This is a genomic window from Nocardia sp. XZ_19_385, from assembly GCF_015355755.1.
Classification (GTDB): domain Bacteria; phylum Actinomycetota; class Actinomycetes; order Mycobacteriales; family Mycobacteriaceae; genus Nocardia.
Genome location: NZ_JACVEE010000001.1, coordinates 501,229 through 521,245 on the forward strand (window position 1 = coordinate 501,229; position 20,017 = coordinate 521,245).

The window sequence follows — 20,017 nt, forward strand, 5'->3', positions numbered from 1 at the left end:
TTCCTCGTCGCCCGCCGAGCAACCAGATGCTACCCAGCGGTGCTGGGCGCGCCGAGGCCGGATGCGCGGGTCTGCCGACTTCGCCTCGAGATCGGCCCCGGACGCCTAGGCTCACCCGTCGTGGAACTGATTGCGCACGACTCGGATTCGGTGCCCGCACCGATCGGCGGCTACACCAACGGGCTGGAGGTAGCCGACGCCACGCGCCTGCTGTTCGTCAGCGGCCAGATCCCGGAGGACCGGTCCGGCGCCGTCCCTTCCGACCCCGCCGAGCAATGCCGGCTCATCTGGGCCAACATCGTGGGGACGCTGTCGCAGGCGGGCATGGCCACGACCAACATCGTCAAGGTGACGACCTACCTGAGCGAACGGTCGCTGGCGGACGTCAACACCAAGATCCGCCAAGACGTGCTCGGCGATCACCAGCCCGCGCTGACGGTCGTGATCGCCGAGATCTTCGACCCGGCCTGGTTGCTGGAGATCGAAGTGATCGCCGCCGCCTAGACGGCGAGGCGCCACAGCGAGGTGACTTCCTGGCCCCGGGCCCGATGCAAGGGGTCGGTGACATCGGAGGCGCGCGGGTGGCGCGGCGAGGTGTCGTATCGAGCGACCACGCGCAGTCCGGCGTCGGCGATGCGGCCGAGCAGTTCCGCGCGAGTCCGCAACCCGAGGTGCTCGGCGAGATCGGAGAGGACGAGCCAGCCCTCACCGCCCGGGGTGAGGTGCTCGGCGAGACCGTCCAGGAATCGATGGAGCATGTCGGACCCGGCGTCGTAGACCCCGAGCTCGAGGTCCGAGGTCGGCTGCGCCGGGATCCAGGGTGGATTGCAGACGACCACGTCGGCGCGCCCACTCGGCCACACGTCGGCCTCGACGACCCGCACGCGGGAGGCGAGCTGGAGACGGTCCATGTTCGTGCGGGCACACGCCACCGCGCGGCGGTTGATGTCGGTGGCTACGACCTGGGCTCCGCGCCGAGCGAGAATCGCGGCGAGTACCCCGGTGCCGGTGCCGAGATCGAACACGACCGGCTGATCTACGCCTTCCGGCCACGCTGTCTGGGCGACGAGTTCTAGATACTCACCACGGATCGGCGAGAAGACGCCGTAGTCGGGGTGGACGCGTCCGCTCAGCGCGGGCACCTCGACACCCTTCAGATGCCATTGATAGGCGCTCATCACGCCCAGGAGTTCGGGCAAAGAGACGCACATCTCCCCGGCTGCGTCGCCATATGCGTGTGTACAGGCTTCCCGCACATCGGGGGCGCGCCGCAGTTCGAGCGAATAGTCGGGTCCGAGCTGGACCATGAGCTTCCCGAGCAGCTCGGCGCGCTCGGCCCGTTCCGCCCGATGGCTGAAGAACTGGGTGGCCGCGTCACTGCCGGTCGGCACGTTGCGGCGCCGGCGTTCGAAGAGTCGCTCCATGGCTCGCATGAGCTGACGGGCATTGTGAAAGTCGCCCTGCCACAGCAGACCGGTGCCCGCCTGGGCCAGGCGATAGGCCGATTTCGCGGTCGTGCGATCGTCGACCACGACAACCTGAGCAGGTCCGGTCGCGGCGTTCTCGGAATGCCAGCGAGCGGAAAAGGTCGATCCATTGTCGGACCAGGTGATGGTGGAAATGCGGGACTCCTGACGGAAGGATCACGGTCGATTTTCCGCTCGTATCCGGCTCCATGATCGCACGGGCGCGGTCAACTCCCTGGTTGCGGGCGCTTGCCGGTGCGGGCGTAGAGGAAATCGTCGACGATCCGGGCACAGTCGGCCGGGGTGACCTGGCCGATGCCGATGAGTTTGGTGAACACCAACGGCCCGACCAGCTGGGCCAGCGCCGAGCCGACGTCGAGATCGCCCAGGAGTTCCTGGGCTTCAGGGGTATCCAGCACCTGATTGAAGGGCACGCTGTACTGATCGATGAGGCGTTGCCGCAGGGCGGTGAGGGTAGGCGCGTCGGCGGAATCGGTGCGGTCGGTGCCGGTCGCCAGCCAGGCCAGCGTCGTAACCTGCAGTGGCGCATCACGAATCGCGGCGAACTGCCGTTCCAGCAGGGCGATCAGGCGCTCCCGCAGCGGGCCCGGCGCGGGGGTTTCGATGGCCGGCGGCAGCAGTCGCTCGATGGTGGCGGCGCGCAATTGCACGGCATTGTCGAAGTGCCGGTACAGGGTGGTCTTGGCGACTTTCGACAGCTTGGTCACGGCCTCGACCGTGATCGCTTCCAGCCCACCGGATTTCAGCAGGGCGGCAGCGGCGTCGAGCAGCCGGTTGCGGGACCGCAGTCGCCGCGGGTCGACATCGCTGTCCTCAGTCGCGCTCATGCCGGAAAGCATTCCTCTCGTCGAGGTCTATCGCCAGCCACAATACTTGTGCTACCACTAGTAGCGTAACGATACGGATAGTAGCGGAGTTCTGATGAAAACCACCCGAACCGGATCCGGGCTCTCGGCGGCGCAGCGCTGGCTGCTCGTATTGTCCTGTCTCGCGGTCACACTGGTCATCGCCTCGATGGCGGCGCTGTACACCGCGCTGCCCGAGGTCGCCGCGGCCACCGGCGCCAGCCAGCGTCAGCTCACCTGGATCGTGGACGGCTACACCCTCACCCTGGCCTGCTTGGTGCTGCCCGCCGGCGCGCTGGGCGACCGCTTCGGGCGGCGAAAGGTGTTGATCGGCGGCCTGATCGCGTTTTCGATCGCCTCGGCGGCGCCGCTGTTCCTCGACGATCCGGTCTGGCTGATCGTCGCGCGGGCGGCGGCCGGTGTGGGCGCGGCGCTGGTCATGCCGTCGACGCTGTCGCTGCTCACCGCGGGCTTCCCCGAGGAACGCCGGGGCGCCGCGGTCGGGCTGTGGGCCGGAATCGCCGGTGCGGGAGCGGTTCTCGGCATCGTCGGGTCTGGTCTGCTGTTATCTCAGTGGTCCTGGATGTCGATCTTCGTCGCGATGACGGTGGCCGGGCTCGTGCTCAGCGCTGCGTCCTTCACCGTGCCCGAATCGGTGGATCAGGGACGGCCCGCGCTCGATCCGCTCGGCGCGCTGAGCGCCGCACTCGCCGTGGGGCTCGTGGTGGTCGCGGCGATCGAGGCGCCCGAACGGGGCTGGCTCGATCCGCTGGTGCTCGGCCTCTTCGGTGCCGGGCTGATCGCGGCCGGATTGTTCACGCTCGTCGAATTGCGGGTCGCCAACCCGATGCTGGATGTGCGGCTGTTCGCCGATCGCGGATTCGGCAGCGGCACCGCGTCGATCACCATTCAATTCTTGATCTCGTTCGGCACGTTCATGCTGCTGGTGCAGTTCCTGCAACTGATCCTCGGCTACTCGCCGCTGCTGTCCGCGGTCGCGATCGCACCGATGGTGGTGCCCATGGTGGCCGTGTCCGCGGTGGCGCCGTGGCTGGCCGACCGGATCGGGCTGCGGTGGACGACGCTGGCCGGGCTGGTCATCCTCGGCTCCTCGATGCTGGTCATGTCCCGCCTCGACCTCGGCGCGAGCTATCTCGACGCGCTGTGGCCGCTGCTGCTCATGAGCGCCGGACTCGGCCTGTGCACCGCGCCCGCGACGACCGCGATCATCGCCGGAACGCCCGAGGAGAAGCACGGGGTCGCGGCCGCGGTCAATGACGCGGCGCGCGAGGTCGGCGCCGCGATCGGCATCGCGATCATGGGCAGCCTGCTCGCCGCCGGTTACAGCGACCGCATCGCACCCGCCCTGCCGCAACTGCCCCAAGCCGCCCGCGAACCCGTCGGCGACTCCCTCGCCGCGGCCCTGCAGGTCGCCGAACGCGCTGGGCCGCAAGCACAACCGCTCGCCGACTTCGCCAAGGAGGCGTTCATGCACGGCGTGCAGCAGGCAGCGCTGGTGGTGGGCTGCCTGACGCTGGTAGCGGCGGTACTGGTCGCGGCCTGGGCGCCGGGGCGGCGGAAAGTTCAGGTCGCCGAACCGGTCGCGGCCGAACCGGAGCCGGTCGCGGCGTCGAAGCCGGGCTCGAGCTGAGCAGCGGGAACTCGTAGGCTCGAAGGGTGACGCGCGAGGTTCCCGATTCCTGTCCCGGTGTGCTGCGGCTGCATCAGGCAGCCGACGGACCGCTGGCGCGCGTACGGGTACCCGGCGGGCGGCTCGAAGCCGCGCAGTGGCAGGTGCTCGCCGAGGCCGCCGCCGGGCTCGGCGACGGCAACATCGAGCTGACCTCGCGCGGCAACCTCCAGTTGCGGCAGGTGCGCGATGCCGCCGAGCTGTCCCGGCGACTGGAGGCGGCGGGCCTGCTGCCCAGCCACAGCCATGAACGCGTCCGCAATATCGTCGCCTCGCCGTTGGCCGGCCGGGTCGGTGGGCGGGCCGACATCCATCCGCTCGTGCCCGCCCTCGATGCCGGATTGCGCGCCGCGGAACGACTGGCGGAGCTGCCCGGGCGGGTGCTGTTCACGCTCGACGACGGGCGCGGGGACATCAGCGGTCTCGGTGGCGATATCGGTGTGCACGCGATCACCGCGGACGAATTCGCACTGGTCCTGGCCGGAAGCGACAGCCGGATCCGGGTGTCGGCCGCCGACGCCGTGGACGTCATGCTGGCCGCCGCGCACGGATTCCTCGCGCTGAGTTCCGGGCAGTGGCGGCTGCACGAGGTCGAGGGCGGAGTCGCCGGGGTGATCGATCATCTCGGCCTGTCCCCCACCGCCGAACCGGTGGAATTCGGTGCCGCCCAAGATATTCCGATCGGCTGGCTGGAACAGGACAACGGCCTCGTCAGTCTGGGCGCGGGCGTGCGGCTGGGTTCGCTGCCCGCCCGCCTCGCCGAGTTCCTTGCCGCCATCGAGCGCCCGATCTTCGTGACGCCCTGGCGCAGCCTGGTCATCACCGATCTCGAGGAGGGCGTCGCCGAACAGGTGATCCGGGTGCTCGCGCCGATGGGCCTGATCTTCGACGCGAAATCGCCCTGGCTGCTGGTCAGCGCCTGTGCCGGACAGCCCGGGTGCGCGAAATCGCTCACCGACGTGCGCACCGATGTCGCGGCGGCTATCGAATCGGGGCGAGTGCTCCCCCTGGGCGAGACCAACCTTGCGCCGGGAGCCGCCGCGGGACGCCAGCACTGGTCCGGATGTGACCGCCACTGCGGCCGCCCGCGCGGCGCGGTTACCGATATCACCGCCACCCCGGACGGCTACCGCATCGACTGAGCTACGGCGGGCAATCACCTTGTCCCGCAGAATGATTTGCCTTCCCGGCGGGCTCTCGTCCGGAGCCCGCACATGACGCACTCCTGCACCCGAATTTGCGCATTCCACGCAATGCCGCTACGGTAGGTGCATCTCCATCTTGTGGACGTAGGTGACAACTCCCTCCCGCAAGGCCCCGCAATCGCCACGACGGTCCCGCATGCCGCGCCCCGGCTCCAGCCATCTCAGCGCACGCAGCGAGCGTCATTCCCATCAGGCGGAACTCCCGGCGACCCGCCGCATCCAAATCACACCCTCAGGGGAAACATCATGCAAGACAACACTATTCAGACGATGCCGGTCAGCGGCATCCTCGACATCACGAACAACCACGCCGCGCTGCGCGTCGACGGCTACCTGCCCGGCCCGGACGACGTCCACGTACCGCCGCGACTGGTCCGCGAATACGGGCTCCGCCGCGGCGACATCCTCACCGGCACAACCGGATCCCAGCGCGAAAGCGCCAAACTCCGGCCGCTGGCCGGAGTCGGCAGCATCAACGGCCTGCCACCCGGCAACGCCAGATCGCGACCGCACTTCGCCGACCTGACCCCCATCTACCCGCAGGACCGGCTCCGCCTGGAGACCGAACCGCACGAACTCACCACCCGCGCCACCGACCTGGTGATGCCGCTCGGCAAAGGCCAGCGCGCCATGGTCGTCGCACCACCCAAAGCAGGCAAAACCTCTGTCCTGCAAGCGATTGCGCACGGCATCGCCAAGAACCACCCGGAATGCGAGCTGATGCTCATCCTGGTCGGCGAACGCCCGGAAGAGGTCACCGACCTCTCCCGCTCGGTCCCGGCCCAGGTCGCCGCCGCCACCTTCGACCAGCCCGCCCAAGAACACATCGCACTCGCCGAACTCGCCATCGAGCACGCTAAACGCCGCGTCGAAATGGGCCACGACGTAGTCGTGCTCCTGGACTCCCTGACCCGGCTGGCCCGCGCCTACAACCTCGCCGCCGCCGGTTCCGGCCGCATCCTCTCCGGCGGTGTCGACGCCGGCGCACTCGCCCCGCCGAAGAAATTCCTCGGCGCCGCCCGCAACATCGAGAACGGCGGCTCACTCACCATCATCGCCAGCGCCCTCGTCGAAACCGGCTCCCTCGCCGACACCGTCATCTTCGAGGAGTACAAAGGCACCGGCAACGCCGAACTGAAGCTCGACCGTCAGATCGCCGGCCACCGCGTGTTCCCCGCGATCGACATCGACCGCTCGAGCACCCGCAAGGAGGAGCTGCTCCTCACCCCCGACGAGCTCACCGCCACCCGCTCCCTGCGCAAGACGCTCGCGGGCCGCGAGCCGCAGCAGGCGATCGAACTGCTCCTCACCGGCCTCAGGCAAACCCAGACCAACACCGAATTCCTGACCCAGATCCGCAACGCGGGCTGACTCGGCACCGGTGTAGTGATTCTGCCCCAGCGCAATCCGCCGGTGCCGGCCAAACAAGTGGCGAGCCTGTCACTGCTCAGCCGCGGAGGGCCTGTAACGCCACATCGCCCTCCTCGACTAGTCGTGCAGCTCCAAGGTGCAGCACTTCACGCCGCCGCCCGCGCGGAGTAGCTCTGAGAGATCCAGGCCGACTGGGTTGTAACCGTTGGCGCGCAACGCTTCTTGGAGGTTGTGGGCGCGGTTGCTGATGAAGACGTTGTAGCCGTCGGAGACGCCGTTGAGGCCCAGGACGACCGCGTCTTCGTCGGTGGCGACGATCGCGTCGGGGTACAGGGCGCTCAGGATGGCGCGGCTGTCGGGGCTGAAAGCCGCTGGGAAGTAGGCGATGTTGTCCTCGTCGAGGGCCATCAGGGCGGTGTCGAGGTGGTAGAAGCGCGGGTCGACCAGTTCCAGGGAGACGACCGGGCGGCCGAAGTAGTGCTCCACCTCACGGTGCGCGGCCACCGAGCTACGGAAGCCGGTGGCGGCGAGGATGCGCTGGCCGACGCGAATGAAATCGCCTTCGCCCTCGTTGGTTTCCTGGGACGCGACGACCTCGGTGAAACCACGCTGGGCGAACCAGTGGTGGTAGGCGGGGCCTTCGGCGGCGCGTTCGGGATGGGTGAAGCGGGCCGACATGACGCGGCCGCCGTAGGCCAGACCGCTGTTGGCGGCGAAAACCATGTCGGGGAGGCCGGGTTCGCCGGGGACCAGATCGACCTGGTGGCCGTGCTGTTCGTAGACCGCGCGCAGGGTTTCCCACTGGGCGATCGCCAGGGCGCGGTCGACGGGTTCGGCCGGGTTCATCCAGGGGTTGATGGCGTAGAAGACGGCGAAGTGGTCCGGGCGGCACATGACGAAGCGGCGCGGAGACGGCCGTCGCGCTGGGGTGGGATCGGAGGTGGCTAAGGGGACGGCAGTCGGCGGAGCCGACGGGGTGGGTGAGGGCTGTGTGGCTACAGAAGTCATCGTTGCTCCCGACGTCGGCGCGGAGTATTCAGGCTGCCACGAAGGTAAATGACCTACCATTGCGCCAGGAACATCAATCTGTTGCGCAGTTGATCGTGCAGACGGCGATTCGTTGCGTGAGATGCGAAAGGGTGTGACGTGGACGACCTCGACCGCCGGATTCTGGGGCACCTGCTGAAATCGGCGCGCGCCTCGTTCCAGGAGATCGGTTCGGCGATCGGCCTGTCCGCGCCGGCGGTGAAGCGCCGGGTCGATCGCATGGTCGCCAGCGGGCAGATCACCGGTTTCACCGCCCTGGTCAACCCGGCTGCCCTGGGCTGGACCACCGAGGCCTACGTCGAGGTCTACTACCGCGACAACATTTCCCCGGCCGACCTGCGCCGCAGTCTGGAACCGATCCCGCAAGTCGTCGGCGTGTGGACGATCGCGGGTGAAGCCGACGCCCTGGTCCACGTGATGGCCAAGGACATGGCCGAGATCGAATCCACCGTGGAACACATCCGCGAGAACACCCGCGTCGGCCGCACCCGCAGCTCCATCGTCATGTCCCGCCTCCTGGAGCGGCCCCGCACCTGAGGCGGATCGGCCCTCCTCATAGGCTGGGGCGCATGTCCGACGTGCGTACCAGCTACCTCACCGACGGGGCCGAGATCTATCGGCGCTCGTTCGCGACGATTCGCGCGGAGGCGGAGCTGAGCCGGTTCCCGGCGGACGTTTCGCAGGTGGTGGTGCGAATGATCCACGGCTGCGGGCAAGTCGACCTCGCCGAGGACATCGCGTTCTCCCCCGGTGTGGTCGCGGCCGCGCGGTCGGCGCTGCGCGCCGGTGCGCCGATTCTGTGTGACGCGAACATGGTCGCCTCGGGCGTCACCCGCAAGCGCCTGCCCGCGGACAACGAGGTGATCTGCACCCTCGCCGACCCGCGCGTCCCGGAACTCGCTGCCGCCCTGGGCAATACCCGTTCCGCCGCCGCGCTCGAACTGTGGCGCGACCGCCTCGAAGGTGCGGTCGTGGCGATCGGCAACGCACCGACCGCACTGTTCCATCTACTCGACATGCTCGACGCGGGCGCGCCCCGCCCGGCCGCGGTCCTCGGCATTCCGGTCGGCTTCATCGGCGCCGCCGAATCCAAGGACGCGCTGACCGAGTACGGCGGCATCGAATACCTGACTGTGCGTGGCCGGCGCGGCGGCAGCGCGATCACCGCGTCTGCCCTGAATGCGATTGCGAGCGAACAGGAATGAGTGACGTCATGCCCGGCAAACTGTGGGGTGTCGGCTTGGGGCCGGGCGACCCGGAGCTGGTTACGGTCAAGGCCGCCAAGATCATCGAGTCGGCCGATGTCATCGCGTTTCACAGCGCCCGGCACGGTCGCAGCATCTCGCGGGGCATCGCCGCGCCGTACATGCGCGCGGGTCAGCTCGAAGAGCACCTGGTTTACCCGGTGACGACCGAGACCACCGATCACCCGGGCGGCTATCAGGGCGCGATCGACGAATTCTACGAAGAAGCCGCCGAACGCCTTGCCGCCCACCTTTCGGCTGGCCGGACGGTCGCGCTGCTCGCCGCGGGCGATCCCCTGTTCTACAGCTCCTATATGCACATGCACCGCCGCCTGGCCGACCGCTTCGAAGCCGAGATCATCCCCGGCATCACCTCGGTCAGCGCGGCCTCGGCGGCCCTCGGCACGCCACTGGTGGAGGGCGAGCAGGTTCTCACTGTCCTCCCGGGCACCCTGCCCACCGATGAACTCACCCGCCGCCTGCGCGACACCGACGCGGCCGCGATCATGAAGCTGGGCCGCACCTTTCCTGGTGTGCGCCAAGCACTCTCGGACGCCGGGCGGCTGGGCGACGCCTACTACGTCGAACGCGCCAGCTCCACCCGGCAGCGCGTCCTCGCCGTCGCGGATGTCGCCGACGCGGACGTGCCCTACTTCTCCATCACCCTGGTCCCCGGCCCCACGCCGACCACCCCGCTTCCGCGCACCAAGGCGACAGCGACAGCGACAGCGACAGCGACAGCGACAGCGACAGCGACAGCGAGGCTAGCCCAGCCCGCCGACGCACCCGCCGAGTCAGATGCCGATGTCGTCGCACCGACGACACCCAGCATTCTGGCCGGGTCCCCCACCGGTTCAGCTGCCCAGCAAGGCAATTCGCCGCAGCTGTCGGCGAGCGCGGTTACGAGCGGCGAGGTCGTCGTGATCGGGCTCGGCCCCGGGTCGCCGGACTGGACCACCCCCGAGGTGCGGCAGGCGCTGGCCGAGGCCACAGATCTGGTCGGCTACACCACCTACATCAACCGGGTCCCGGAACAGCCGGGCCAGCGCAGGCACGCCAGCGACAACAAAGTCGAATCCGAACGCGCCGCCATGGCACTGGATCTGGCGAAGAACGGCGCGAAGGTCGCCGTGGTCTCGTCGGGTGACCCCGGCGTATTCGCCATGGCCGCAGCGGTTCTGGAGGAATCCGCCGATCCGCAATGGCACGGCGTCCCGGTCCGGGTGCTCCCCGGCCTCACCGCCGCCAACGCGGTCGCCAGCCGAGTCGGCGCACCCCTCGGCCACGACTACGCCATGATCTCCCTCTCCGATCGCCTGAAGCCGTGGAATGTTGTGGCGCAACGCCTTTCGGCAGTCGCCGCCGCCGATATGGCCATCGCTATCTACAACCCCGCCTCCTCCCAGCGCACCTGGCAGGTCGGCGCGATGCGCGATCTCCTGCTCGAACACCGCAAGCCCGACACTCCGGTGGTGCTCGGGCGGGACGTCGGCGGCCCCACCGAATCGGTCCGCGTAGTCGCGCTCGGCGATCTCGACCAGGCCGACGTCGATATGCGCACCCTGCTCATCATCGGCGCTTCCACCACAACGGTTTTCGAGTCGCCGGACGGACCCCGCGTCTTCACCTCCCGCCGATACGGCACATAGTGGCCCGCGCGCTCGCTTGACCCTCACACGGCGTCAGACCATAGACAGAACAGGTCATGTTCACTATCGGAGACTTCGCCCACCTCGGGCGCGTGTCGGTGCGAATGCTGCGTCATTACGACGCGGTCGGCCTGCTCCCGCCCGCGCACGTCGACCCGGCCTCGGGCTACCGCTTCTACGAGGTCGCCCAGCTGTCCCGGCTCAACCGGCTGGTCGCCCTGAAAGACCTCGGCCTGACCCTCGATCAGGTCAAGGTCGTGCTCGACGAGCAGATCTCGCTGGAGCAGTTGCAGGGCATGCTCTCGTTGCGGCGCGCGCAACTGCGGCAGCAGATCGCCGCCGACGAGGCCAGGTTGCGCCGAGTAGAGGCACGTCTGCGAGCGATCGAAAGAGAAGGCGTCATGCACACCGACGACATCGTGCTGAAGAAGATCGACCCCGTCCGCGTCGCGCGGCTCACCGAGAAGGCGGTGTCCTACGCGCCCGAGGACATCGGTCCGGTGATCCAACCGCTCTACCCCGAGATCTGCGCGCGCCTGGAACGCGCGGGCATCGCGATCACCGGACCCGGCATCGCCACCTACGAGCCCGCCGAGGGTGACGGCGTGCTCGTCCACGCGGGCATGCAGGTCGCTGCGCCGCCTGCCCCGGAGTTGGATTTCGAGATCGTCGACCTGCCCGTGATCGAGCAGGCAGCCACCGCGATCCACCGTGGTTCGATGGACCTCATCGACGAGACGTACCAGTCCGTCGCGCGGTGGATCGAAGACAACGGTTACCAGCAGCGCGGATTCGCCCGCGAGATCTACCTGCATTGCCCTGACGACGTCGCGGACTGGGTGACCGAGATCCAGATGGCGATCAGCAAGCCGTAACCGGAGCGCCGCCGACCGCTCCCGGCACCGATCAGCTAATATTCCACTATGGAACATCGAGAGGTGAAGGGAGCGTTTCGGTGAGCGAGACCACGACCCGGCGCAAACCGCTGAACTCCACGGCGGCGTCACTGCTCGGCTTCCTGCACGAGGGGCCGATGTCCGGCTGGGACCTGACGAACACGGCGCAGGAAAGGATCGGCGACTTCTGGACCATCACCCAGAGCCAGGTCTACCGGGAGCTCGCCGCGATGGATACCGCCGGCCTGGTGGAGAAAGGGGCCGTGGGGGCCCGCGACCGCACGCCGTACCAGATCACCGCGTCGGGCCGGGAAGCGTTCCACGAGTGGATCTCTCGCGATCCAGGAGCCGAGACCATCCGGGTGCCGCTGCTGTTGACGCTGGCCTTCGGCGACCATCTCGAGCCGGGGCATCGCGATCGAATCATCGCCGCCAACAGGGAGATTCACCAGAAACGGCTCGACGGCTACTTGGCCCAGGAGCAGATGGAAATGCCGCCGCATTTGCGCGCCACCCTGGCCTTCGGCATCACCTACGAACGTGGCGTCCTCGAGTGGTTCGAGCGGCTTCCCCACCTTCTGGCGGACTGACCCAGCGAATCGAGTATGCAGATCGTGCAGTTTCACCTGCCTGGGGGCCGAAATCGCCCGGAATCGGTGGGGTTTGCACGATCTGCATACCGCAACCATTCCCAGGCGCCGTGGGGCGTGTCGACTACTGTGCCGCCAGGAGGCAGGGCCGGGCGTTCGACGACCACCACCGGCAGGGCTGATTCGCGGGCGGCTGTCAGCTTGGCTTCGGTGAGGCTGCCGCCGCTGTCCTTGGTGACCAGTGCGGCTATGCGGTACTCGGTGAGCAGCTCGGATTCCTGCTCTACCGTGAACGGTCCACGCGCCAGCAGCAATTGATGCCGGGTGGGCACCGCACCCTCGGGCGGATCGATCGCCCGGATCAGGAACCAGTGCTTATGCAAACCGGCGAAGGCGGCGACGCCCTGGCGGCCGATGGTCAGGAAGACGCGCTCGCCCAGCTCGGCGAGCGCGTCGGCGGCTCCAGCCAGATCGGGTACGCGAATCCAGCGGTCGCCGGGTTGTTCGGTCCAGCCCGGCCTGCGCACATGCAGCAGCGGCGTACCGAGTTCTGTTGTGGCAGCGGCGGCGTGGGCGCTCATCGTGCCCGCGAAGGGGTGGGTGGCGTCGACGACGGCGTCGATCTCGTTGGCCGCCAACCAGTCTCGCAAGCCGTCCGCGCCGCCGAAGCCGCCGATGCGCACCGCGCCGTCGGGCAGACGCGGTTCGCGAACGCGTCCGGCGAGCGAGGAAACGATGTCGAATCCACGCTCGCCGGAAGCGAGATGGGCCAGTTCCCGGGCTTCCCGGGTGCCGCCCAGAATCAGGATTTTCAGGGCTGCCCGCTGAAGTAGGCGATGCCCGCGTTGATCAGGCTCGGGCCACCGGCGATGAGCAGGCCGATGAGGGCGCCCGGGAAGATACCGATGCCGAAGAAGAAGAACCCGATGATGCCGCCGATCACCGCACCGAGCGAGGCCCGCTGCAGCTCGGAGAAGAACCACTCCTGCGAGCCGATGGCCTCGGCCTGCAGCTTCGGCGCGTCGGCGCTGAGCGTCACGTCCTTCAGGTCGGGGGTGAGGGTCAGCTTCTGGCCGGCCTCGTCGATGGTCGCCGCGATCGGGATCAGCTGCTCGCCGACCTTGGCGGCCAGCGGGATCTGGGTGACGACCGCGCCCTCGGTGTTCTTCACCGTGACGTACTTCTTGTCGGCGTCCAGGCTGAACGCGCCACCGGTGAGGGCGGCCACGATCGACTTGTCGGCCAACTGCACCGCGTAACCCACGCCCTGGTCCTCGCCCTGGACCGCGGGCGCCGCCTGGTTCTGCACGGCGGGAGCGGGCACCGCAGGCGCCGCACCGGCGGTGCCGGCGGCGATACCGGTGGCAGCGGCGGCGATGATCGCGGTGGCGGCAAACTTCTTGTATCTCATAGATCTCCCCATCAGGAATATGGACCCGAAGATCAAGGTCGGATCTCGGGGCCGACCCTACCGGGGCCACGCAAGGGAATCACCTGCAGAATGGGGATTTCACAGCGAGGCAGCCTTGACCACCGACCACTGGGTGACCGGCAGCTGCGGCCGCCAGGTGGTGAATCCACCCAGCGATTCCGCGCGGTAGATCTGAAACTTCCGCAGTTCACCGCCGTGCCGGGCGGCCCAATTCAACAGCAGCGCTTCGGATTCCGCCGTCACCGCATTGGCGACCAGGCGACCGCCCTGGCGTAGTTGTGACCAGCATGTCTCGAGTACGCCATCCTGGGTCAGGCCGCCACCGACGAAAATAGCGTTCGGAGGCGTCAACTCGGTGGATTTTTCCAGCTCCACCAGCACCTCGCCGCGCACATCGAGGTGCGGGACGCCCAGCGCGGCGGCGTTGCCGGCGATCTGCCGCCGCCTGGGTTCGAGCCGCTCGAACGTCACCGCCCGGCATTCCGGATGCGTCCGGCACCATTCGATCGCGATGGTCCCCGAACCGCCGCCGACATCCCACAGCAACTCTCCCGGTGCCGGGGCCAGCGCGGACAGCGTGAGCGCCCGCACCTCATGCTTGGTGAGCTGGCCGTCGCCGTCGTATCGGGAGTCCGCCAGCCCGGGGATGCGGGTCGTCCGCGGATGTCCGGGGTCGGCCACGCATTCGATCGCGACGATGTTCAGCCGGTCACCCGGTTCATGCTTCCACTCCTGCGCATCATCGGAGTAGGTCCGCTCCCCCGAGCCGCCGAGCTGCTCCAGCACCGTCATCCGCGACGCCCCGAACCCGTTGCGGCCCAGCAACTCCGCCACCTGGGCGGGGCTGTGCTCGTCGGCACTCAACACCAGCACCCGCCGCCCGTCGGCCAACTCCGGCAACACTGTCTCCAACGGCCGCCCGACCACACTGACCACCGGCACCTCTGCCAGCGACCAGCCCAGCCGCGCACACGCCAGCGACACCGACGACGGCTGCGGCAACACCCGCAACGCCACCGCCCCGAACAACCGCACCAGCGTCACCCCGATGCCGTAGAACATCGGATCCCCGCTGGCCAGCACCGCGATCTTCCGGCCCGCGTACTGCTCGAACAGCCCGGGCAGCGCGGGGACCAGCGGCGAGGGCCACGCAATCCGCTCAGCCGCAACCTCTTCCGGCACCAACTCCAGCTGCCGTGCCGACCCGAAGACAACCTCGGCTCCCCGCACCGCCTCCTGCGAGATGCGACCGAGTCCATCCCACCCGTCGGCCCCGATCCCGACGACCGCGATCGGCTCACCCGACCACACCGGTGCGGTCATCGCCCCCGCCTGCGCGCAACTCGGCCGGAGCTGAATCGCACGCCCGCTGTGGGTCCCACAGCAGACGCGCCAAGCCCTGCCGCTGTCGCGGCATCAGTCCACATGGCCGTCGGATTCCACTGTCCGGGGCCGACTTCCGCGCCCCGGGCAGCGGCCCGTCGAGCGACCGAGCCAGGCGCAACGGGTGAGATCCGACCACGCGCGCGGACCAGCGGGGCGCTGTTCATCGCGGCATCCGCCGCCAGATCGACTGCGGCACAAAACGGGTCGCGAGAAACACCAGATTCAAGACGCGCGGCACGGCAACGCGTGCGGAACGCTTGCGTAATCCGGCGACCACCGCATCCGCGACCTGGTCCGGGGTGCTGGAGAACGGCGCGGGATCCATCCCCTCGGTCATCCGCCCGATGACAAACCCGGGGCGGACCAGCATCAGATGGACTCCGCTGCCGTGCAAGGCGTCTGCGAGACCGCTGGCGAAACCGTCCAATCCGGCTTTCGCGGAACCGTAGACGTAATTGGCCCGCCGCACCCGCACCCCGGCGATCGAACCGAACACCACGATCTGCCCGTCACCTTGCGCCCGCAGCAGATTCGCGAGCACTGTCAGCACGCTGACCTGCGCGACGTAATCGGTGTGCACCACCGCCACCGCATGTGCCGGATCACGTTCGGCCCGAGCCTGATCCCCGAGAATCCCGAACGCGAGCACCGCGACACCGATCCGTCCGTGCTCGGCCGCGATCTTCTCGAGCAGTGCCGGATGCCCAGCGGTGTCGTCGGCGTCGAACTCCACACAGTGCACCGCGGCAGCACCGGCCGCCTCGATCGCCGCGACCTCGGCGCTCATCTCGGCACTGAGCTCGGCTCGACGCCGCGCCGCGAGAACGACTACCCGCCCGGGCGCCAACCGCCGCGCTATCTCGAGCCCGATCTCGCTCCGTCCACCGAGCACCAGCACCGGCCCGTCGGCAATCCCGCGCCCACCTCGCAATCCCATGCGCCCAGTCTGTCATTGCCGCTGCCCGCGCTGCCGCTACGGTCGTGCCATGCCGATCACCCCCGCCCAGCTGTCACCCGCCGCCCTCGACTTCCTCACCGAGCGCCACCTCGCCACCGTGACCACGCTGCGCACCGACGGCACCCCGCACGTGGTCGCGGTCGGCTTCACCTGGGACCCGGAGGCCGGCATCGCCCGCATCATCACCGACACCAAAACCACCAAGGCGCGCAATGTCCGAAAGTCCGGCTATGCGGCGGTGAGTCAGGTCGACGGCGCCCGCTACCTGACCCTCGAAGGCCCCGCGACCGTCCTCGAAGACCCGGACAGCGTCCACGAGGCCGAATCCCGCTACGCCGCCCGCTACAAAACCCCGCGCGAGAACCCCACCCGCGTCGTCATCGCCATCCGAGTCAGCCGCGTTCTGTGCAGCCGCACCCTCCGCACCACCCCGTGATCGCCGACCTCGCCACGATCATCGAGTAGGCCGGGCCACGGCGACCGATGGAATGTCAGAATAAGGGCAGGCTGGGCTAAGCTAGGCCACGCTTACTCGAAGGACACACCGATGAAACGCTCAATTCTGCACGTGGCGGTCGTAATTGCCACCGCTACTTTCGCTCTGACTGCCTGTGGCAACGACACCGCCGAGAACTCTGGAAGCCCCGCCGACTGCGCGAGCACCGGGGATCCGAAGACCCTCACCGTGTACTCCGGACGTTCGGAGAAACTGGTCAAGCCGCTGCTGGATTCGGTGGGCGCGGACGTGCTGGGTGAGGGTGTCCGGCTCCAAGCCCTCTACGACCAGAAGCCGGTGAAGATCCTCGAGGAAGGCCGGCGCAGCCCGGCGGATGTGTGGTTCGGGCAAGACGCCGGGGAACTCGGCGCCCTGGCCAAGCACGGCCAGCTCGGCGAATTGCCGGACAGCGCAGTGAAATCGGTGCCGAGCCAATATGTCGATCCGAATCGGCACTGGGTCGGTGTCACGCTGCGCTCGCGCGTGCTGGCCTACGACCCCCGCCAGGTGCCCGCGGCCGATCTGCCCGGCGGCATCGATGCGCTGGTCGATCCCAAGTGGCGCGGCAAAATCGGATACGCCCCCACCAACGCCTCGTGGAAGAGCTTCGTCACCGCGCTGCGGGTGCTGCGCGGCGACGACGGAGCGCGGGCCTGGCTGACCAAGTTCAAGGCCACCGAGCCGGTGGAGTTCGACAAGAACGGCGCGGTGCTCGATGCCATCGACCAGGGCCAGCTGAGCTTCGGCCTGATCAATCACTACTACTGGTTCATGAAGGTGGGCGCGCAGGGCGCCGACAAGGTCAACGCCAAGATTCACTACTTCAAGGGCGAGAAGGAGCCCGGCGCGCTGGTGAACATCGCGGCCGCGGGCGTGCTCGCCTGTTCGGACAACAAGGAGGCCGCGACCCGGCTGGTCGAATTCCTGCTCGGCGCAAAAGCCCAGCAGTACTTCGCCGACGAGACCGGTGAATACCCGGTGCTCGCGGGCGTGAAATCCAAGCACGCGCTGCCGACGCTCAACGAGCTCAGCCCGCCTCCCATCGACCTGAACAAGCTGGAGTCCCTCGAGGCGACCGAGGCGATGCTGAAAGATGTCGGCCTGCTCGATTAGGTCCGGCCGGGTGCTGTTGCCCCTGGCCGCCCTGCCCGCGATGTGCGTGGCGCTGCTACCCGTGGTCTACACGGTGTTGCGCGCCACCGATCGCGGGTGGGGGCCGGTCTGGCGCTACACCTGGTCCGACCGCACCGCCGAACTGGCGTCGAACACCCTCACGCTGGTGGCCGCGGTCACGCTGAGCGCCGTGCTGCTGGGTACCGCGCTGGCTTACCTGCTGGTCCGCACCGATCTGCCGTTCCGGCGAATCCTGCTGCCCGCCTTGGTGATCCCGCTGGCCATTCCGTCTTATGTGTCGGCGTTCTCCTGGCTCACCCACTTCCCCGGCCTGGCCGGCTTCACCGGCTCGTGGCTTGTATTGACCACCAGCAACACGCCATTGGTGCTGCTGCCGGTCTACGCGGCGCTGCGCGGCGCCGATTCGGCGCCGGAGGAGGTCGCCCGGTCGCTGGGCGCGGGCCCGGTCCGTGCGTTCTGCTCCGCCACGCTGCCCCAGATTCGACTGCCTCTGCTGGCGGGCGCTCTGCTCGGGGCGTTGTACGTGCTGCACGACTACGGCGCGGTGGCCATGATGCGCTACGAAACCTTCACCAAGGGCATCCATTACGCCTACAACGCCAGTTTCGATCGCACCGCCGCCAGCGTGATCAGTCTCGTATTGGTCGCTCTGGCACTGCTTTTCGCCCTCGGCGAGACCGCTGCCCGCGGCCGGGTCACGCCCCGGATCGGCGCGGGCAGCCCGCGCCCGGCGACCCCGGTGCGGCTGGGCCCGGCCCGGGCGCCGGCGCTGCTGTTGTGCGCGGGCGTCGTCGCCGTATCGGTGTTGATGCCGCTCGGCGGGTTGCTGCCCTGGCTCATCGGGCGCGGCACGGGCCGCCTCGATCTCGGGGAACTCGTTGCGGCCCTGGGCAATACGGTGTCCTTCGCGGGGTGGGGTGCGGTCGGCGCGATGCTGCTGGCACTGCCGGTCGGCATCCTCGCCGCACGCTCGCGCGGTCCGCTGGCCCGCGGCGTGGAATTGGCCGCCTACGCGGGATACGCGGTGCCCGCCATCTCGGTGGGCCTGGCGCTGGTGTACTTCGGCATCAACGCCGCACCGTCCTGGTATGGGCGCGGGCAGATGGTAGTGCTCGCCTATATCGCCTTGTTCCTGCCGATTGCCATCGGCGCCGTACGGGCCTCGGTGGCCGCCGCGCCGCCGCAGTACGAGGAGGTGGCCAGGGCGCTGGGCAGCACCGGGTTCGGGGCGCTGGCGCGGGTGACGGTGCCGCTGTCGGCGCCCGGCATCCTGGCCGGGGCCGCGCTCGTCTTCGTCAGTTGCGCAAAGGAATTGCCCGCGACGCTGATCCTGCAGCCGCCCGGCCGCAACACCCTCGCCTTGGAGCTGTGGCGGCACGCCGAGGTCATCAACTACACGCAGGCCGCGTGGTACGCGCTGGCCCTGGTGGTGCTGTCGGTGCTGCCCACAGTGGTGCTGCAAAGGCTCGCGCAGGGTCGTCGGGGCAGCCTCGCCGCGGTGGCCGAGGACACCGAATCGATGAAAGTGGTTGTGCGCCAATGAGTGAGTTGCAGATCCGCGGCGTTGACGCGGGGTACGGGGGTGACCGGGTCCTGAGCGGGGTCGATCTGTGTGTGCCCGCGGGCAGCCTCACCGCGGTGCTCGGTCCTTCCGGCTGCGGCAAGACCACGCTGTTGCGCACCGTGGCCGGATTTCTGCGTCCCACGTCGGGCGAGATCAGCGTGGGCGGACGGGTGGTCGCCACCGCCACCTCCGCGCTGCCGCCCGAACGCCGGAAGGTGACCATCGTCCCGCAGGAGGCGGCGCTGTTCCCGCACCTGTCGGTTGCCGCGAACATCGGCTACGGGCTGCGTGGCTGGGGTGCCGCGGCCCGGCGCGGCCGGCGGCGGCGGGTGGCGGAATTACTGGAGGTCGTCGGGCTGGCCGGTTACGCCGACCGGCGCCCGAATCAGCTGTCGGGCGGTCAGCAGCAGCGGGTGGCACTGGCCCGGGCCCTCGCCCCCGGACCGGAGGCCGTGCTGCTCGACGAACCGTTCTCCGCTCTCGACGCGGGCCTGCGCGGCCAGGTGCGCGATCAGGTGCGCGAGATCCTTACCGAACTCGGGGCCACGGCGGTTCTGGTCACCCACGATCAGGACGAAGCGTTGTCGCTGGCCGATCAGGTCGCGGTGCTACGGGAAGGGCGTGTGGCGCAGGTCGGCCCGCCGGAGGAGATCTACCGCAAACCGGTCGACATCGCGCTGGCCCGATTCCTCGGAGAGGCCGTGCTGCTGCCCGCCACCGCCGTCGGCACCGAGGCCGACACCCCGCTGGGCCGCCTGCCGCTGACCGGCAAGGCCAGCGGCGCGGGATCGCTGCTCCTCCGTCCCGAACAGCTGCGCCTGGTACCGGCGGCCGCCTCTCCGAGCGCGGCCACCGTCCAGCGGATCAGCTTCCACGGGCACGACGCGGTAGTCCTGCTGCGTTCCCGCACGGGCGCCGACCTGCTGGCCCGGGTGCCGGCGCCCCTGCTCGTGCGGCCAGGAGACGAGGTCGGTTTGGAGGTGACGGGCCGGGCCGTTTTCTACCCGGAACCCTGACCCTCGA

The 20,017-nt window shown here is 68.9% G+C and carries 19 protein-coding genes and 1 pseudogene; 13 read left to right on the top strand and 7 right to left on the bottom strand.

Going from position 1 to position 20,017, the window contains the following annotated elements:
• Window positions 1-120: 120 nt before the first annotated feature.
• Window positions 121-504 carry a RidA family protein gene (locus tag IBX22_RS02185; RefSeq protein WP_194813700.1) on the top strand — a complete coding sequence of 128 codons (384 nt, stop codon included), beginning with the start codon at window positions 121-123 and terminating at the stop codon, window positions 502-504.
• Here the strand turns inward: IBX22_RS02185 and IBX22_RS02190 are convergent.
• Together IBX22_RS02190 and IBX22_RS02195 are read right to left on the bottom strand one after the other, a co-directional pair.
• Window positions 501-1,622, bottom strand: coding sequence for a methyltransferase (locus IBX22_RS02190; protein WP_194815519.1), 1,122 nt, complete (start codon window positions 1,620-1,622; stop codon window positions 501-503). The two genes, IBX22_RS02185 and IBX22_RS02190, sit on opposite strands and share 4 nt — an antisense overlap.
• A 71-nt stretch (window positions 1,623-1,693) precedes the next feature.
• Window positions 1,694-2,314, bottom strand: coding sequence for a TetR/AcrR family transcriptional regulator (locus IBX22_RS02195; RefSeq protein WP_228538135.1), 621 nt, complete (start codon window positions 2,312-2,314; stop codon window positions 1,694-1,696).
• 94 nt (window positions 2,315-2,408) lie between these two features.
• Here IBX22_RS02195 and IBX22_RS02200 point away from each other — a divergent pair, with 94 nt between their 5' ends.
• From IBX22_RS02200 to IBX22_RS02210, 3 genes and pseudogenes are all read left to right on the top strand, one after another.
• Entirely contained in the window at window positions 2,409-3,983 is a 1,575-nt protein-coding gene (locus IBX22_RS02200; protein WP_194813702.1) for an MFS transporter, read from the top strand.
• A gap of 26 nt (window positions 3,984-4,009) precedes the next feature.
• Window positions 4,010-5,164, top strand: coding sequence for a precorrin-3B synthase (gene cobG / locus IBX22_RS02205; RefSeq protein ID WP_194813703.1), 1,155 nt, complete (start codon window positions 4,010-4,012; stop codon window positions 5,162-5,164).
• Window positions 5,165-5,470: 306 nt separating this feature from the next.
• A pseudogene (locus tag IBX22_RS02210) lies at window positions 5,471-6,598 on the top strand (transcription termination factor Rho, short form); the annotation flags it as partial.
• Between the two features lie 117 nt (window positions 6,599-6,715).
• Here the strand turns inward: IBX22_RS02210 and ddaH are convergent.
• Window positions 6,716-7,606, bottom strand: coding sequence for a dimethylargininase (gene ddaH / locus IBX22_RS02215; RefSeq protein WP_194813705.1), 891 nt, complete (start codon window positions 7,604-7,606; stop codon window positions 6,716-6,718).
• Window positions 7,607-7,744: 138 nt separating this feature from the next.
• Between ddaH and IBX22_RS02220 the strand changes: the two genes are divergently transcribed.
• The 5 genes from IBX22_RS02220 (at window position 7,745) to IBX22_RS02240 (ending at window position 12,024) form a co-directional block, all read left to right on the top strand.
• The gene (locus IBX22_RS02220; RefSeq protein WP_194813706.1) at window positions 7,745-8,182 is read left to right on the top strand and encodes an Lrp/AsnC family transcriptional regulator; all 438 of its coding nucleotides are present in this window, start codon (window positions 7,745-7,747) and stop codon (window positions 8,180-8,182) included.
• A 32-nt stretch (window positions 8,183-8,214) separates the two neighbouring features.
• Complete coding sequence (locus tag IBX22_RS02225; protein ID WP_194813707.1) at window positions 8,215-8,850, top strand: precorrin-8X methylmutase; 636 nt, start codon at window positions 8,215-8,217, stop codon at window positions 8,848-8,850.
• Between the two features lie 8 nt (window positions 8,851-8,858).
• Window positions 8,859-10,538 (top strand): precorrin-2 C(20)-methyltransferase, encoded by a 1,680-nt coding sequence (locus IBX22_RS02230; protein WP_228538136.1) that lies wholly within the window; start codon window positions 8,859-8,861, stop codon window positions 10,536-10,538.
• 56 nt (window positions 10,539-10,594) lie between these two features.
• Entirely contained in the window at window positions 10,595-11,413 is an 819-nt protein-coding gene (locus IBX22_RS02235) for a MerR family transcriptional regulator (RefSeq protein WP_194813709.1), read from the top strand.
• A gap of 80 nt (window positions 11,414-11,493) precedes the next feature.
• Window positions 11,494-12,024 (top strand): PadR family transcriptional regulator, encoded by a 531-nt coding sequence (locus IBX22_RS02240; RefSeq protein WP_194813710.1) that lies wholly within the window; start codon window positions 11,494-11,496, stop codon window positions 12,022-12,024.
• 32 nt (window positions 12,025-12,056) lie between these two features.
• Here the strand turns inward: IBX22_RS02240 and IBX22_RS02245 are convergent, their stop codons facing one another.
• The 4 genes from IBX22_RS02245 to IBX22_RS02260 form a co-directional block, all read right to left on the bottom strand.
• Complete coding sequence (locus IBX22_RS02245; RefSeq protein WP_194815520.1) at window positions 12,057-12,839, bottom strand: cobalt-precorrin-6A reductase; 783 nt, start codon at window positions 12,837-12,839, stop codon at window positions 12,057-12,059.
• On the bottom strand, window positions 12,836-13,435 hold the full coding sequence (locus IBX22_RS02250; protein WP_194813711.1) for a hypothetical protein: 600 nt from the start codon (window positions 13,433-13,435) through the stop codon (window positions 12,836-12,838). Before IBX22_RS02250 ends, IBX22_RS02245 begins: the two co-directional genes overlap by 4 nt.
• A 99-nt stretch (window positions 13,436-13,534) precedes the next feature.
• Window positions 13,535-14,779 carry a precorrin-6y C5,15-methyltransferase (decarboxylating) subunit CbiE gene (cbiE, locus tag IBX22_RS02255; protein WP_194813712.1) on the bottom strand — a complete coding sequence of 415 codons (1,245 nt, stop codon included), beginning with the start codon at window positions 14,777-14,779 and terminating at the stop codon, window positions 13,535-13,537.
• A 223-nt stretch (window positions 14,780-15,002) separates the two neighbouring features.
• Window positions 15,003-15,779 (bottom strand): SDR family NAD(P)-dependent oxidoreductase, encoded by a 777-nt coding sequence (locus IBX22_RS02260; RefSeq protein ID WP_194813713.1) that lies wholly within the window; start codon window positions 15,777-15,779, stop codon window positions 15,003-15,005.
• Between the two features lie 49 nt (window positions 15,780-15,828).
• Here IBX22_RS02260 and IBX22_RS02265 point away from each other — a divergent pair, with 49 nt between their 5' ends.
• The 4 genes from IBX22_RS02265 to IBX22_RS02280 all read left to right on the top strand — a co-directional run bounded on the left by IBX22_RS02265 (window position 15,829) and on the right by IBX22_RS02280 (window position 20,010).
• Complete coding sequence (locus IBX22_RS02265; protein ID WP_194813714.1) at window positions 15,829-16,236, top strand: PPOX class F420-dependent oxidoreductase; 408 nt, start codon at window positions 15,829-15,831, stop codon at window positions 16,234-16,236.
• Window positions 16,237-16,347: 111 nt separating this feature from the next.
• Window positions 16,348-17,409: an extracellular solute-binding protein gene (locus tag IBX22_RS02270; protein WP_194813715.1), complete on the top strand. Its 1,062-nt coding sequence runs from the start codon at window positions 16,348-16,350 to the stop codon at window positions 17,407-17,409.
• 10 nt (window positions 17,410-17,419) lie between these two features.
• A complete protein-coding gene (locus IBX22_RS02275; RefSeq protein ID WP_309234385.1) occupies window positions 17,420-18,973 on the top strand; it encodes an iron ABC transporter permease in 1,554 nt (517 codons plus the stop codon).
• The gene (locus IBX22_RS02280; protein WP_194813716.1) at window positions 18,970-20,010 is read left to right on the top strand and encodes an ABC transporter ATP-binding protein; all 1,041 of its coding nucleotides are present in this window, start codon (window positions 18,970-18,972) and stop codon (window positions 20,008-20,010) included. Before IBX22_RS02275 ends, IBX22_RS02280 begins: the two co-directional genes overlap by 4 nt.
• Window positions 20,011-20,017 lie beyond the last annotated feature (7 nt).

Coding starts and splice junctions, on each gene's coding strand:
- IBX22_RS02260 (WP_194813713.1), bottom strand. CDS start 15,779: ATGGGATTGCGAGGTGGGCGCGGGATTGCCGACGGGCCGGTGCTGGTG.
- IBX22_RS02235 (WP_194813709.1), top strand. CDS start 10,595: ATGTTCACTATCGGAGACTTCGCCCACCTCGGGCGCGTGTCGGTGCGA.
- IBX22_RS02250 (WP_194813711.1), bottom strand. CDS start 13,435: ATGAGATACAAGAAGTTTGCCGCCACCGCGATCATCGCCGCCGCTGCC.
- IBX22_RS02230 (WP_228538136.1), top strand. CDS start 8,859: ATGCCCGGCAAACTGTGGGGTGTCGGCTTGGGGCCGGGCGACCCGGAG.
- IBX22_RS02265 (WP_194813714.1), top strand. CDS start 15,829: ATGCCGATCACCCCCGCCCAGCTGTCACCCGCCGCCCTCGACTTCCTC.
- cbiE (WP_194813712.1), bottom strand. CDS start 14,779: ATGACCGCACCGGTGTGGTCGGGTGAGCCGATCGCGGTCGTCGGGATC.
- IBX22_RS02200 (WP_194813702.1), top strand. CDS start 2,409: ATGAAAACCACCCGAACCGGATCCGGGCTCTCGGCGGCGCAGCGCTGG.
- IBX22_RS02195 (WP_228538135.1), bottom strand. CDS start 2,314: ATGAGCGCGACTGAGGACAGCGATGTCGACCCGCGGCGACTGCGGTCC.
- IBX22_RS02280 (WP_194813716.1), top strand. CDS start 18,970: ATGAGTGAGTTGCAGATCCGCGGCGTTGACGCGGGGTACGGGGGTGAC.
- ddaH (WP_194813705.1), bottom strand. CDS start 7,606: ATGACTTCTGTAGCCACACAGCCCTCACCCACCCCGTCGGCTCCGCCG.
- IBX22_RS02225 (WP_194813707.1), top strand. CDS start 8,215: ATGTCCGACGTGCGTACCAGCTACCTCACCGACGGGGCCGAGATCTAT.
- IBX22_RS02270 (WP_194813715.1), top strand. CDS start 16,348: ATGAAACGCTCAATTCTGCACGTGGCGGTCGTAATTGCCACCGCTACT.